This window comes from Desulfitobacterium sp. (assembly GCF_034927245.1).
Lineage (GTDB): Bacteria > Bacillota > Desulfitobacteriia > Desulfitobacteriales > Desulfitobacteriaceae > Desulfitobacterium_A.
In genome coordinates this window covers 1-15,081 of sequence record NZ_JAYFQK010000045.1, presented here as the reverse complement: position 1 = coordinate 15,081, position 15,081 = coordinate 1, and the positions used below count along the sequence as shown (strand labels likewise).

Annotated in this window: 14 protein-coding genes; 3 read left to right on the top strand and 11 right to left on the bottom strand. The window is 42.5% G+C overall.

From position 1 onward, the window contains the following. Positions 1 to 50 precede the first annotated feature (50 nt). From VB077_RS11395 to VB077_RS11350, 10 genes are all read right to left on the bottom strand, one after another. Complete coding sequence (locus VB077_RS11395; protein ID WP_323415366.1) at positions 51 to 773, bottom strand: response regulator; 723 nt, start codon at positions 771 to 773, stop codon at positions 51 to 53. Continuing rightward, positions 766 to 2,370: a DcuS/MalK family sensor histidine kinase gene (dcuS, locus tag VB077_RS11390; protein ID WP_323415365.1), complete on the bottom strand. Its 1,605-nt coding sequence runs from the start codon at positions 2,368 to 2,370 to the stop codon at positions 766 to 768. The genes VB077_RS11395 and dcuS overlap by 8 nt, the downstream gene beginning before the upstream one ends. A 153-nt stretch (positions 2,371 to 2,523) precedes the next feature. Continuing rightward, complete coding sequence (locus VB077_RS11385) at positions 2,524 to 2,796, bottom strand: hypothetical protein (RefSeq protein WP_323415364.1); 273 nt, start codon at positions 2,794 to 2,796, stop codon at positions 2,524 to 2,526. Between the two features lie 15 nt (positions 2,797 to 2,811). After that, on the bottom strand, positions 2,812 to 3,732 hold the full coding sequence (locus VB077_RS11380; RefSeq protein WP_323415363.1) for a 4Fe-4S binding protein: 921 nt from the start codon (positions 3,730 to 3,732) through the stop codon (positions 2,812 to 2,814). Positions 3,733 to 3,762: 30 nt separating this feature from the next. Further along, positions 3,763 to 4,326 carry a hypothetical protein gene (locus tag VB077_RS11375; RefSeq protein WP_323415362.1) on the bottom strand — a complete coding sequence of 188 codons (564 nt, stop codon included), beginning with the start codon at positions 4,324 to 4,326 and terminating at the stop codon, positions 3,763 to 3,765. A gap of 184 nt (positions 4,327 to 4,510) precedes the next feature. Continuing rightward, positions 4,511 to 5,545, bottom strand: a complete 1,035-nt coding sequence (locus VB077_RS11370) for a cytochrome D1 domain-containing protein (RefSeq protein ID WP_323415361.1) — start codon at positions 5,543 to 5,545, stop codon at positions 4,511 to 4,513. Continuing rightward, a complete protein-coding gene (locus tag VB077_RS11365; RefSeq protein WP_323415360.1) occupies positions 5,542 to 6,615 on the bottom strand; it encodes an ABC transporter permease in 1,074 nt (357 codons plus the stop codon). Before VB077_RS11365 ends, VB077_RS11370 begins: the two co-directional genes overlap by 4 nt. Beyond that, positions 6,612 to 8,081, bottom strand: a complete 1,470-nt coding sequence (locus VB077_RS11360; RefSeq protein ID WP_323415359.1) for a sensor histidine kinase — start codon at positions 8,079 to 8,081, stop codon at positions 6,612 to 6,614. Before VB077_RS11360 ends, VB077_RS11365 begins: the two co-directional genes overlap by 4 nt. After that, entirely contained in the window at positions 8,082 to 8,777 is a 696-nt protein-coding gene (locus VB077_RS11355) for a response regulator transcription factor (protein ID WP_323415358.1), read from the bottom strand. It lies immediately after the preceding gene. A 228-nt stretch (positions 8,778 to 9,005) separates the two neighbouring features. Continuing rightward, positions 9,006 to 9,923 (bottom strand): uroporphyrinogen decarboxylase family protein, encoded by a 918-nt coding sequence (locus tag VB077_RS11350; protein WP_323415357.1) that lies wholly within the window; start codon positions 9,921 to 9,923, stop codon positions 9,006 to 9,008. Between the two features lie 367 nt (positions 9,924 to 10,290). On the opposite strand from VB077_RS11350, the gene ilvA reads away from it, so the two are divergent. The 3 genes from ilvA (at position 10,291) to VB077_RS11335 (ending at position 13,440) form a co-directional block, all read left to right on the top strand. Beyond that, complete coding sequence (gene ilvA / locus VB077_RS11345; protein WP_323415356.1) at positions 10,291 to 11,538, top strand: threonine ammonia-lyase IlvA; 1,248 nt, start codon at positions 10,291 to 10,293, stop codon at positions 11,536 to 11,538. Between the two features lie 246 nt (positions 11,539 to 11,784). Beyond that, positions 11,785 to 12,972: an MFS transporter gene (locus VB077_RS11340; RefSeq protein WP_323415355.1), complete on the top strand. Its 1,188-nt coding sequence runs from the start codon at positions 11,785 to 11,787 to the stop codon at positions 12,970 to 12,972. A 105-nt stretch (positions 12,973 to 13,077) separates the two neighbouring features. Further along, complete coding sequence (locus VB077_RS11335) at positions 13,078 to 13,440, top strand: hypothetical protein (RefSeq protein ID WP_323415354.1); 363 nt, start codon at positions 13,078 to 13,080, stop codon at positions 13,438 to 13,440. Between the two features lie 147 nt (positions 13,441 to 13,587). On the opposite strand, the gene VB077_RS11330 is transcribed toward VB077_RS11335, so the two are convergent. Beyond that, positions 13,588 to 14,940 carry an APC family permease gene (locus VB077_RS11330; protein WP_323415353.1) on the bottom strand — a complete coding sequence of 451 codons (1,353 nt, stop codon included), beginning with the start codon at positions 14,938 to 14,940 and terminating at the stop codon, positions 13,588 to 13,590. Between the last annotated feature and the right edge of the window lie 141 nt (positions 14,941 to 15,081).

Sequence of the window (15,081 nt, the reverse complement as noted above, 5' to 3'; positions counted from 1 at the left end):
AACTTTGTAAATAGTTTTGTAATTAAAATAAGTAAAAAGGCCTTTTCTTATCAATTTTTCGCAGATTTAAGATAGCTGCTGATGATATTGTTCTTTGAAGGAATATAACGGTGTTTATAGACAGGGCGTCCCACTGCCCCATAAATAATCTCTGTTTGCAAGACTCCGATTTGATCTAAAAAGCTGAGATATTTACGAATGGAAACGCGTGAAATTCCGACAACTTGAGCAATCTCTTCCGTAGAAAAGGGATCCCCTTGGGTCTCCCGGATGTTATCCCAGACCAGCTTGAGCGTATCCCGAGTCAAGCCCTTGGGTAGTTCTCCCGGTTGGGTTAACGAATTCTTATGGAAAATTTGTTTATCCAGATCCACCTGACTGAGTTTTTCTTGATCTTGCATTAAGGAGGCCCGTTCCCGGTAAGCCACTAAAGCTTCTCGAAAGCGATTAAATTCAAAAGGTTTAATGAGATAATCCACGGCACCATATTGTAAAGCCTTCTTGATGCTGGACCTATCGGAGGCAGCCGAAACGACGATCACATCTACGCTTTTTCCCTTTTGCCGAATTTGGGCAAGAAGTTCAAGTCCACCCTGACCCGGCATGAAAATGTCTAATAAAATCAAATCAATTTCTTTTTGTTCCAAAAGCTTAAGCGCTTCATCCATCGAAGACGCAATCGCTTCTAAGGAAAAACCTCCGACTTGCTCAAGGTAACGTTTATTGAATTCCGCTACCATAGGATCATCTTCGACAATCAGGACTTTAGTCATGCTTACCCTCCTTCGCTTCAAACGGCAAATAGACTCTGAATATTGTTCCTTGGCCCTCTTTCGTGTAGACTTCCATTTGTCCCTTTCTTTGTTCCAAACGTCTTTTAACCAAGAAAAGCCCAAACCCTCGATTATTGGCTTTCGTCGAATACCCCTTCATAAAGATTTGTTCGCGTATCTCTTCCGGAATACCGGGTCCATGATCCGTGACTTCGATTAAGAGTTCCCCCTCTTCATACACAAGGTTTAAGGCAACCCGTTTATTTTCTCCCTGGGCGACCGCTTCCAAAGCATTATCGATCAGGTTGCCGATAATTGCGACTAAGTCATGGACAATCTCCGGATCTGCCGGTTGCGGTATAAAGCACTCCTCGGCCAATTCTAATTCGCAGCCCATCTCCCGCGCATAGCTTAATTTACCCAAAATAAATCCGGCCAGCACGGGCTCTTTAATATTCCTCACGGTTAATCCGACTTCCGCCTGATACCGATTGGCGATTTCGCTGACATAACGAGCCAATTGATCATAATATTGCATGTGAATCATCCCTAAAATAACCTGAATTTTGTTTTTAAACTCATGCGTTTGAGCCCGTAAAGCTTCGGCATAGACTTTAGCCCCCGATAATTCTTCAACGAGCTGCTTCATTTCCGTCTTGTCCCGAAACGTCGAAATGGCACCCACAATTTGATCCTTCACTTTGATGGGCACAGTATTGGCCACTAAGTTGACTCCCCGGAGATTATATTCAAAATCTAACTTGGGCTCACCTGTTGTCAACACATCTTTCAGTATATCGGGGACATGTTCTTCAATCTTCAGACCCGTCACATCCGTAACCTCTACTTGCTTAAACAGCCGCAAAGCTTCGGTATTTGCAAGCGTCACTTTCCCCGTAGAATCGACCGCAAGGATCCCTTCCCGGGTTGACTCCAGCATCGCATTTCGTTCTTGAAGCCGTTTGGCGATCTCCGCCGGCTCCAGCCCAAACATAATCTTTTTAATCTTTTTAGCGAGGACAATCGCTCCGACAATCCCGACCAACAGTCCAAAACCCATGCCAAGATAAGTCCTTGACCGGCTTTGTGATACTGTTTCCTGTACAGTATCAAGTAATACACCCACGGCGACCGCGCCGACCTGTTTACCCTCGGGTGTAAAAACCGGCGTAAACGCACGGAGGGACACCCCCAAGGTCCCTTTCGCCGTGGAAATATGTTCCTGCCCTTGAAGGACAGGTCCTTCATCTCCCCCGACAAAAGGTTTGCCTAATTCGCTGCTATCCGGATGAGATTTACGAATTCCGTTCATATCGAAAACAACGATAAACTTAACGTTCGTTAAATGAGCAATTTCATTCGCATAATCTTGAATTTCCTTTTCATCGCGTTTTCCGCTCAGCCCTTCAATCACGACAGGAGAGTGGGCGACAATCCGGGAAATGTTCACGGCCTGATCTTCAATACTCTTTTCGGTATTATTCGCAACTTCCTGACTGATTAAGAGATCCGTCACCATTAAAGATAACGCGACCACGACACAAACCAGTAGGAGAATTGTTTTTTCAAGCGTCATTTGCGGCTTTCGAAAGTTCATCGCTATCCCCCTATTTAAACACTTATTTCCTTATTGTAACATATTTTATAAAAAAAGCAGGCCATCTCCTTCAAGACGACCTGCTTTAAACTGCAGTACCACAAACCCTTGGGCTGTCCCCGATAATCACACAAAACTGTGACTTTTGTGCAACTATTTCCCGATTTTAACCGAGTGCGGCTCATCCACTGTTTTATTGAATCTCTTCTTTATTCTTTGCACACCTCCTCCATACTTAACAAGGAGTATACTTGCCATCAGAATTATTCCCGATGCCGTACAACTTTGACAAGATCGGCAATTTCCGCTGCATCCGGTACGCTGGAAAGAAGCTAAGGATGTAGTCAACCCTATCGTTACACCGGTGAGATTCTGAATAGTTCGGTTGCTTATCGTGTTAATTCTGTCCTTTGATATATGAAGCAAATTAATCTCCCTCCATTATTTGCCTGTATCAGAAACCGATATATTATCCAGTTGCAAAAGCTTTCCTGTCTCCGCAGCACCGGTTCCATAACTTAAAGCTCCTCGAGGGCAAACCGCTGTACAATCAAGACAGGTATTGCATGTATGCGGATTAAGCCTTATCCCTTTCCCCTGATCTCCTTTTTTAATGGACCACATCGAACACGCTTTAATGCAAGCACCGCAGCCACTGCATTTTGAGCCATCGTATTTTAACTTGTGAGTAAAGCCAAATTTTGAGCCGATTGCGTAAAATAGGGATTGGAGAGTTCCCACAGGACAGCCAAAGCTGCACCAGCCACGGCCGCCCTTCATAAACAAGCCGAAGATAAAGAACCAAATCATAGTCGTGATAATCATGGTCGTGCTCCAGTAGGCTATCTGTTGCCAATCACCGGTCAACGCGCTAATGAACCTCTGGAAAATCCCAAAGTTACAGAAAGCACAACCTATACTTCCACCCAAAAACGGAGTGAGAAGGTATCCCGCCAAAAAGCCATACCGGATGGGCATCGGATTTACTTTTCCGGAAAGATCTATTTTAAAACGATCCGGGACTAATCTGCTTAAATATTCCGTAATCGCCCCCGCCGAACATAACCAACCACAAAAAAGAGGCCCAAATAAAAAAGCAATACCTATGATAACAAAGAAACCCATATAAAACGGACTGCTCACAAAGCGAGACCACTGCGAAGGATCAAAAATCCAATTAATCGGCATCCGGAAACAGAGATTATGAACATCACTGACTGTAGAATTATTCGTAAAAAATTTAATTGTCCGTGTAAATAATGCAAAAGGCGCATAAAACAAGAAAATTCCTAATATATAAGTGCTTAAACGTAACCAAAAATGTCTTCTTACTCTATTCTTCGTATTTGAACCATCCGACATTTATATACCCCCATTTTAAATGTAATAGTTCTAATTACCACAACAATCCTTACCGCTCGAATCGTTATTGCTATTGTTTTTCATTTTTGAGTTGACGATATTAATCGGTACATTACCTAATTGTTCTTTTGTGTTATAATCGGGAACTTTTAATTCCGCCTTATAAATAGAAGGGTTACTTTGTAATTCCTTGGGGACATCAAAGAGAACTTCAACCCCAATTTTTTCCCCGGGTTTTAAGGGGCGAGCCAAAACATTATTTTCTTCATCCCAAGCTGCGTCTTTGACGTTCCATTTTACGGGTAGGGAATCATCCGTCAACTCAAATTGTAATGTATAATCCTTTTTGCCGTTGTTTACAATTCCATGGGTACTCACTTGGATAAGACCGGGCTGAAACACTTTTTTAAAAAAGCCTTGCCCGCTTAGATCAACCGTAACCGGTTTAACCTTTGCCGTATTTTGTTGAGGCAGACTTAAGTTGAGAGCGCCATTTTCATGTAAACTTCCCTTATAATAACCTGCCCCTAAAACCAGAGATAAACTAAGCACACCTAAACCCACAGACATAACTATGTTTTTGAGTTTAAACATTTCCGTTCTCCCTTCGAATTTCGGTAATATCTCTTACTGCTATATTTAAATTTTACTAAACAGGTTTAAGAGAAGTTTCAGGCAAATGTCAGATTTTCTTTACAATTAAAGAGAATTATGCGCGCACGAAAAAGGGACTGTTTTGCGACAGCCCCGTTAATGATGTTAAAACGTTATTAAGACTTCACTCTTTGCCGGAAACTCCCATTGGGCCGCGGCCTACGGGGATTGTGGCAAGTATCTGATAACTGTCAGTATCGACTACCGACACTGTATTCGAATCTGTATTCGCTATGAACGCCTGTTGTCCGTCTTTGCTAAAAGTCATTCCTTGGGGATTTTTCCCGACGGCAAAGACTTTAGTAATTGTATTCGTCGTTGTATCCAAAACCCATACCTTATCTGATTGATGAATCAAAATCCAAAGGTAGCGTCCATCGGGGGTCAACTTCAAAAATGTAGGCATTTTATCTGTGGTAATTTCCTTAATCACCTTACCGCCGGGCATTTCATGAACCCATACCTTTGTCCAGTCCTGATTATCTCCGTGAGCTCCAGTGTACAGATATTTCCCGTCTTTACTGAACGCTAAACCATCCACACCCTGTCCTGCCGGAATGGTATTAATGACTTTACGGCTGTTCGTATCGATAACGGAGACAGTGTTTTCACCATAATTAGCGACAACCGCAGTCTGACCGTCAGGGCTTAATACGATATCATAGGGAGTCGAACCAACCTTTATGTTTTCAATAACAGATCCTATTTGAGTATCAATAATGGAAACGCTGGCCGAGCCTAAGTTTACGACAAAGAGATAGCGCCCATCCGGGGAAATGGCTAAATGTGACGGGGTATTTTGCACCGGGATTTTCGTTAATATCTTGTTCGTTGTGGTATCAAGTACAATAACATCATTGGAATAAGAGCCTGTTATATAGGCACGTTTACCCGACGGTTCCAGAACGATATCAAAAGGGCGCTGTTCGACTTGAATCGTTCCCTTGGCCGTATTGCTTAAAGGATCTATAACGGTGACTTGATTGGCATTCATACTCACAATATAGATCGCCTTTTGGAGGGGATCTGAGACCATTTCTTGGTTTTCATTTAAATCATCATATGTTTCTTCGCTTATTTTTTCGGAAGGGGTACTATTACAACCTGCCAAACTAATCGTCACGAGTAAAATCGGTAATATAAACTTTAATAATTTCATCGTTGTCCCTCACCTTTAGTCCAACTATAAGCAGCATAAAGCATACCCAAGAAACTCGCCAACAAGGATATCGAAATGATGCCCAAGCCCAGCAGCAATGATCTTCCAAAACCAGCCCATACAAAAGAGTAAATAGTGAACTTCGCCAATAAACGCTTGGCAATCCCGGTTAACAAGAACCCTGCCAAAACCCCCGCTATACTCGCTGCAATAGTATAGATGCCTTTCCTAAACAATAACAAAACCCCTAAAAAAATGAGTCCTAAGAAAAATTGGATTCCTATGAGGTAATAAGACATAAAATTCAATTGCTGTTTGATGTTTTGCAGAACTTGTGAGGTCATCACGACATTTACACCTGGAATTGCGTTGAGTTTCTTAGCAACTTCACGAATCTCTTGTGGATTATCCACCCTTATCAGAACAGCGGAAATAAGTTGCTCCGGTTTGTTCGATTCCTGCCAGAGATCCTTAAGGTAAACATTCCCCTCGGCTAAAGTTCTCGCTCGATCTAGAGGCAAGAAAATTGTATTGTCCATCCTTGACCCTGTTCGCTGTAATTGTCCGGCAACACTAAAATTCTTACCTTGAATCACCACCTGATCTCCTAAGAAAGCCGGTACATTGCCGCCGACAATGACTTCATCCTCAGTCAGAGACTGCCGGGACGTATTATCCATCCAAGGTGTCAAGAGAAAATCCGTGTTCTGCTCGAACCCGACAAGGCTATAGGATTCTCCCAGAGAACAGCAGCTGCTATTTAAAGTTTGCGTAAAAAACTGAGGAGTAGCCTCCTTAACCCCATCTAACTTTCGAACCTGGTTAAGAACATCTGCCGGCATGTAAATATTCATGGGCATACCCGTAAAAAGGGTCTGCTCGGCGTTAGCGCTGATTTCCTTGGGTAAGAGTAAAATATCCGCTCCCAGGCGGTCAATTCCCTGATTTAATCCACTATCTATTCCCATCGTTATTTGCATTGAAACATAAAAAACGGACGTAACCACAGTAATGATGAGTAAAGTTGTCAACGTGATACGTTTATTTTTAATGTTAAATAGAAGCTTCATTTGGCTTCACCAGTGACTTTATCACAATTATCGCATTTATCACATTTACTATATTCACCATATTCATCACATTTTGCATCCGGACAGATCTGCAGCGTAAACATAAAGATGCTTCCTTTTCCTTCCTTACTCTCAACCTTGATTTGCCCGCCATGGTCCTGGATAATATCTTTGACAATGGCCAGACCCAAACCTGTCCCGCTTCTGCCTGCTCGTGACTTATCCACCTTATAAAAACGTTCCCAAATCATGGGTAACTCTTCTTCGGGAATCCCCTTGCCTGTATCTCTAACTTGAGTCGTCACATGGTCAGATTTAAGACTAAGCAAAACTTCTATTTCACCCCCTGAAGAAGTAAATCGATGAGCATTATCCAGAAGATTGATCAATACCTGCTTTAGCTGATTAACGTTTCCGCATACCGGGCGCAAATCATCTGCAACCTTATAACTTAAAATGATTCCTTTTTCTTCAGCCGTTGGCTTGAAATTGTTGATTACACTCTGAACAACGCTTGCCCAATCTATAGGTGATCGATTAACGATCTTCTGCTCTATATCCAGCCTCGTTAAATTGAGCAAATCATCGACTAACCTTCTTAATCTCTTCGTTTCTTCAAGAATAATAGATAAATATTCTTCACTCTCTTTCGGATTATCGACGCCGTCTAAAAGTATTTCAGAATATCCTTGAAGGAAGCTCAAAGGTGTACGAAGTTCATGTGAAACATTCGCAACAAAGTCTCGGCGCAGTTTCTCCTGTTTGACCAAAGCCGCAGATAACTGATTCAAGCTTGTGCTTAAGCGGCCTATTTCATCCTTACTCCTTTCTTCCAAGCTAACTTCATAATTACCTTTCGCCATCTGCTGAGCGACCTTCTCCATACGAATAAGCGGTGAGGATAGTTTTTTCGATAAAAAGAAGCCAATACATATTGCCGCGGCTATAGCTATGATCCCCCCGAAAAGGATCAAATTCTGAATCTCATCAATATCTTCTTGTAAGAGGGCCAAAGAAGAATATAAGAATACCGCTCCAACCATTCGGTCATCACGAAAAAGCGGCACAACTACGGCCAAGATTTGCTTACCGAATCTTGAGTGATAACCCTTATGGACCACGGTTTTACCTTCAACTAATTGCCCCCTTTCCTCGGCCGAAATCAGCATATCTTTCGAGGCCTGTTCAAAGGGAATGCAACCCGCCAGAAGCATCGAATTACTGGTAACAATAATTTCTTCCTTAAGGACATTGCGCAGGCGATCGACTTCCTTCCTAAACTCTTCTTCGTTTTCAGCTTGGTAATATATGTCGCTTATACCCTTTGCTTCGGTAATCATATTAGACGTAATCGTGTGATAATAATACTTATTGAATAAGCTAAAACCAATGATAAGGGTTAATGTTAAGATCAGTGTAGTAAAGCCGATAATGATCAGCCAAAGTTTAGTACTGATACTCTTCATCTATTGCACTGCCTCAAATTTATACCCTATACCCCACACGGTAGTGATCGAATTTTGAGCGTTTTTTTGATCTCCGTAAAGTTTCTCGCGCAGTGTATTGATATGGGTATCCACAGTCCTCGTCGTACCGACAAAATGGAACCCCCACACCTGATCAAGTATTTGTTGGCGCGTAAAAGTTTTTCCCGGATTTGAAGCCAAAAAAACCAGTAAATCATATTCCTTTAGGGTTAATATAACCTCAAGACCATTAACAGTTACGGTGCGGGAGTTAAAGTCAATACTCATACCCGGCAGCACAAGAAATTGATCTAAACTATTTTTGCCTGAACGCCTCAATAGTGCTTTAATGCGAGCTACTAACTCGCGCGGACTAAAGGGCTTGACAACATAATCATCTGCCCCGAGTTCAAATCCTAAAACCCTATCTAATTCTTCTCCCCGAGCCGATAAAATGATAATCGGAATATTATTGGTATGGCGAATTTCCCTGCAGACGCCCCAGCCTTCGAGTTTTGGCATCATAATGTCCAGGATAATCAGATCAAATCTCTTTCCATCCACCTTCGCTAAGCAATCATAACCATCTAAGGCTTCATCAACATTAAAGCTTTCCCTCTCCAGGGATACGCGCAGAAGTTTACGCATTTGAGGATCATCATCGGCAACGAGAATACTGGCTGCTCCGCCATCCATCTTGATTCCCCTCCAAATCTTAAGGAGTATCCAAATCTAATACTCCGTCATAGATAAACAATTTTGCGATTATTTATTGCAATATCCATGCCATAAAGGGGACTTACTTCTGGTGGGGTTTTGACTTCGTATAGAGTTTAGTAAATACTATAATGACGTGGCATTTATGTCTCATTCGTGTAATTTATGCCTCAAATGGGGCAGAGATGTTTTGTGTAGTTTTCCGAGCTAACAATTCACCCTTTGATAAAGTGCCTTTAACCCCTTAATATTCACGCCTTCAAATAAGCCGCTGCTCGTCCCCAGTAAGAACCGATGTCCGAGGGCCAGTTCTTTAATGGATTGGGCCTTTTTCTCTAATACCTCACAATCTTGAACAACCTCTTCAAAATCGTGCACATCGAGATGTCCCCAAAGGCAAATCCGCTCACCGACTTCTTGTTGCAGTTTAGAAATATCCATGCCGGAATTGCGATCAATGCAGTGCAGTCCGTCAAAACCCGCTTGAAGAATATCTCCTAACACCGTTTGATAATTTCCATCCGAATGATAAAAAACAGGAAGCCCGTAATATTTAATTTTCTCCACTTGTCGTGCAAGGGAGGGGATAAAATAATCTCTTAAACTTTTTGGGTTGACCATCAAGCCGCCAGCATAAGCCACATCATCGGCTAGGATGATTCCGTCAACTCCTTCTACTGTCAGTCTTTGAACTAGATCAAGATTCAGCTTTTCGACCGCTTGAATCCATTCCTGCAGCACTACAGGAGAGGTCCCGAGCATACTAAAAAACGTTCCTATCCCCTGAGCATAAATTCCACGTTCAAATGCACCATCTAAAATGGCAAAAGTATAACGTCCCGTTTGCGTTGCCCATTTTCGCAGATCCGGAAACAGGTAGTGACTAGCATCGAAATCTACATTCCCCTTATCTTCAATAACTCCATACGGTGCAACCGTTACGACATCAATCCCCAAAGTATCCACAAAATGCTTTTTCTCTTCAAAGCCCACATGCTCACAATCTAAAGCCATCTGTATAACCTTGTCTTCGATAATAAGCTCCCCTCTAAGGATTTCCTTTGCTTGACCTGTATCTATCATTCGTTTCATTTTCCCTCGGGAATTCAGATTCTCTTCAATCATTAAACGTCTTTCCTTCCGCTCTAAGCCTTAAGAAATCAAGATATAGCAAATGATTTCAGTATATAGGATATATTCTTTCAGGAAAGGTTACGCACCTGCTCTTAAATACCTATTTCTTTCATCATCCCAATTCCTGCTGTTCTCTTTGGATTATTCATACATATAAATTTCTTCGAGGCGTTTGTCTGATCTGTTCTAGATTAGATTCCGAAACGTGGTTCATTTATATAAATTTAGGTTGACTATCCCGAGGAGTGCGAGTATCATTTTAGTAATATCTTTTACCATGAACTGCCTTTAAATAGCTTTTTAAAATATAAAAATCAGTACTAACAAAAAGAAGAGAAAGAGGAAGGGGTTAGAAACTATGGGTCAACTCAATCTAGAAGAGATCATTAAAGCAGGGCAGGTGCTTAAAGGAGTCATTAATAAAACCCCTTTACTAAGAAATGATATTCTCTCGGAAAGATATGAGTGCAATGTCTTTTTAAAGCGAGAAGATCTCCAAACCGTTCGCTCTTTTAAAATCAGAGGAGCGTATAATTGTATGAAAAGCACCCCGCATGACAAACTAAGCAAAGGTATCGTCTGTGCCAGTGCCGGAAACCACGCTCAAGGTGTCGCTTTTTCCTGTAAAACTCTCGGCATTCCCGGAAAAATCTATATGCCCTCAACCACGCCGCGTCAGAAAATTTCTGCTGTCAAACGCTTTGGCGGGGATGCTATTGAAATCGTTCTTACCGGAGATACCTTTGACGATTCCTCTAGGGAAGCACAAGAACGCTGTAAAAAAGACGGTTTCTACTTCGTTCACCCCTTCGATGATCCTTACGTGATCGCAGGTCAAGGTACGGTTGCTATGGAAATCCTTAACGATATGGAAGCTCCCGTTGATTTCGTTCTGGGGGGTATCGGTGGGGGCGGCTTAATGTCCGGTGTAGGTACCTATTTCAAAAACCTCAGCCCTTCGACCCAAGTCATCGGTGTGGAAGCCCAAGGCGGATGTTCGATGCATGAAGCACTAAAACAAAACAAAGTTATCGCTTTGGATAAGGTTGATACATTCGTGGATGGTACTGCAGTTAAACAAGTCGGCGATCTAACCTTCGAGATTTGTAAAGAAGTCATCGATGACATCATCGTCGTCAGCGAGGGTAAGGTAGCCACAACAATTTTAGAAATGTACAATGAAAATGCAATTGTTGCTGAGCCCGCCGGAGCTCTCCCTGTTGCCGCTCTAGAAACATACCGCGATAAAATCAAGGGCAAAAATGTCGTTTGTATTATCAGCGGCGGCAATAATGATATTGAGCGAACCCCGGAAATTAAAGAACGTTCCCTTTTAGACCAAGGTCTCAAACATTATTTCCTAATCAATCTGCCGCAACGGCCAGGCGCCTTAAGGGAACTTGTGGTCGATGTTCTCGGACCCCAAGATGATATTACCCGTTTTGAATATACTAAGACCAATAATAAAGAAAAAGGGCCGATCCTTATCGGTATCGAACTTAATCGCAAAGAAGATTACCAGCCTCTTATTAAAAGAATGCAGCAAAAAGGAATTCAATATACGATTATCAATGAAGACCCGGCACTCTATGATCTTTTGATTTAATTCCTTTATAATTTCTTCGGTTCATGTAGAAAAGAGGGGCCGCTGCTTCACGGACTAATCCGTTCATGAAGCAGCGGCCCTATTTGTGTTGTAAATAAAAATCTTGACATTTGATACTTTTTGAGGTATTTATATCTTCGCCATGCTAATTTTGAATTTTTCCTGTTCCATTATGAAAAGTTGAGTAAAGATCTAAATAAAACATAGAAAAATAATTATGTCCGGGATTGAGAGGAGATTATCGAGATGAATGAGCAGCCCAGGATCCAGTATTCTAAAATTGGTGTCCTTTCTTTGGCCCATATGTTAAATGACTTATATAGTAATTATTTGCCCCAGTTAGTTCCGTTTCTTATTATTCTTTCCCCCAATTTTACAGTGACACGTGCGGCTATTTTAGTTTCTGCATTTACTATTACTTCTTCGCTGGTACAGCCTTTCTTTGGTTATTATCTAGACCGCCAAGGCAAACGGTGGCTTGTTTATGTTGGAACATTGTGGATGGCCATTATGCTAAGCTTTACCGGAATCACCGAAAGCTATGTTGTTCTTGTGACCCTTGCCGCACTTGCCGGGCTGGGTACGGCCGCCTTTCATCCTCAAGCTTCAACGATGATCAACATTCTAAGCGGCGACCACAAAGCCGTCTTGCTTTCGGCTTTTATTGCTTTCGGCAATTTGGGTTTCGCCTTAAGTCCACTGCTTTTAGTCCCCTTATTTCAAACTTATGGTTTACATGCATCGCTTGTAACCGTGGTTCCCGGTGTCGTGGTCGCTATCTTACTACTCTTATTCGCCCCGCGGAATAATCTTTTAAAGGGAAATGCTACCCCTCTGTCTGAAGTATTAAATTCATTAAAGTCATCATCCCGTGAACTTTCAGCAATTATCGGAGTTGTTGCGATTCGTTCCTTAGCTTACACCTCGATGCTAACGCTCCTGCCCCTGTACTTTAAACTTCAAAACCTGTCAAATATCGCCGCAAGTCACCTTGTCACCATTATGCTCGCTGCGGGAGCAGTCGGCGGGGTCATCGGGGGATTCATCTCCGATTATTACGGACGCAAACGTCTCATTGTCGGTTCTTTGCTTCTTGCCACTCCGCTATTCTTCGGGTTTCTCCTGACCAGTGGAACTTTGAGTACGATTTTCCTGGCTTTGGCTGGGGCTTCCTTGCTCTCCAGTTTCTCCGTCACTGTTGTTGCCGCTCAAGAGACTATTCCCAACAATAAAGCGCTCGCCTCGGGACTGGTTATGGGATTTGCGGGCGGCTTGGGAGGGCTAGCCGTAATCTTTATTGGGCGAATCGGTGATATTTGGGGTCTGGGTCCGGCCGTTTCCATTACTTTTCTTCTTCCATTAGCAGCCGGCGTTCTTGGCCTTTTTATGAAAAGCCATCCCTCGGCAAGAGCCGAACGACTTGCCGCTCGCTGATCACCTCGTAATAGCGAGCGTTCTAAAAGATTATTCTTATTTTGTGCACCAGAGCTCAAGGATATTTCAGATCATGGAGGCTTAGCTTCCGGAAAGGATAGTAGAATGTCGAAGAAATATATTATGTTAAGACCTGAAGAAGAGGCTGCGGCGGAAGCAGAATCAACCCTCAAAGAGATGTTTTGCTTTGGGGAAAATTCCACGAATTACCGCTTTCCAGATGTGGAGGTCAATAATGAAAATCAAAACAAATTACAAAAGCTGGTAGATGAATACAGCGCCCTGATTGGGCAGGAAAAGAACAAGGACCTGGATCTGAAAGCATTCTTTGCAGGGAAACAAATCAACATTGAGCATGTGGATGAATTTGAGGAGCCGCGGGATGTATTCATTCTGCTAGTTTATTTCAAAGAGGTCTGCAAGCTTAAGGATTTTGAGCCTGTAGCGGTTATTGAGACATTTGTCTAGGGTAAATTATACGCCAGTAGCGGGTTCTTTGGGACCCGCTATTTTTAATTTAGAGAAATAAAAAGGGCTGATGCTAACAAACTATTAAAGTTTGTTTTGCAACAGCCTCTAGAAGTGAGGGTTACTCTTTTGCCTCATTTTTTACTATTAAAGTTTAATCGACGTAGGTTTTTGTTTGAGTACAAAAGTGAGTACGGCCAGATAGATAATGCCTATGACAATCCACACGCTGCCGAGTTTAATAGCAGCCATATCCATGCCGTAGAGAACATAAGCAATCACTGCAAAACCGATAATCGGCATGATCAGGTGTTTAAAATAGTGTTTAGATTTTTCACGGATAATGTAGTGGTTAATTACGGAGATATGCAGAAGCAAGAAAGATACCAATGCTCCAAAGTTAACAAGTACCGTTAGATTTGCTATCTGACTTTGGAAGAAAAGTCCTACTCCTAAAGAAATGATAGCGACGAAAATCGTACTAATATATGGCGTCCGGTATTTAGGGTGCACTTTGGCCAGTACCAATGGTAATTTTTTATCACGCGCCATCGAGAAAAGCACCCGAGAAATTGCTGCCTGGGCTGCAAGGGCATTGGCAATCCCCCAGGAAAATGCCGTCGCAATAATCGTAAGATTTCTCAGCCAAATACCGCCGGCGGCCCCGGCGATTTGGTAGAATGCGATGTCAAGATTGTCAAAATTCATACCCCGTCCCAGATCACTGGCAATCCATGTTTGGATAATGAAAAGAGATCCTACAATAAGCAGGGCTGACACGGTCGCTCTGCCGACCAACTTATTGCCGGCTTCTTCGCAGCCTTTGACCTCCTCCGAAAGCGTTGAAATCCCATCAAAGCCCAAGAAAGAAAGCACAGCAATTGAAACGGCTCCCATGACCGTGCTCAGACTGAAATTCTGCGAATCATAGATAGGTTTCATGGTTAACCCACCAGCACCCATGCCATTTTTCAAAGCGACAAGACCAACGACAATAAAAATAGCCAGAACAATAAATTCGGCCACCAGGATAATTCGGTTGGCACCCGCTGTAAATTCAATTCCTCTAATATTAATGATCGTATTAATGCCAATAAAGAGGATAAGCCATACCCAGATAGGGACTGAAGGGATCAAAGCCCCCAAAGCCGCTGCACTGACCAAGTACAGCAATGAGGGTACCAAAATATAATCAAGCAGGATTGACCAGCCGGCTATAAAACCAACATATTCATTAATCCCTCTTTGGGCGTAGGCATAGACCGAACCGGCGACAGGAAACGCCTCAGACATTCTGGCATAACTAAATGCAGTAAAAATCATGCCAAACATACCGATCATATAGGCTAAGGCGACCATCCCTTTGGCACCATCCGAAACGTAACCATAAACCCCAAACGGAGCAATGGGCACCATAAAGATCATTCCATAAATCACTAAATCCCTAAAACTTAAAGCACGCTTAAGTTCTTGTTTATAACCGAATTGTTCAACGGACATTACTTCTCCTCCTCGTATAATATGATTTGTTCCTAGCTCCACGAGTCCTTTTTAAATGGAACGTGGAGTTTTAATTTAGCCAAGTTATAACTGGAAATTTCTTTGAGCAATAGGGTGCGCGCAGTATAACGCATACCCCAT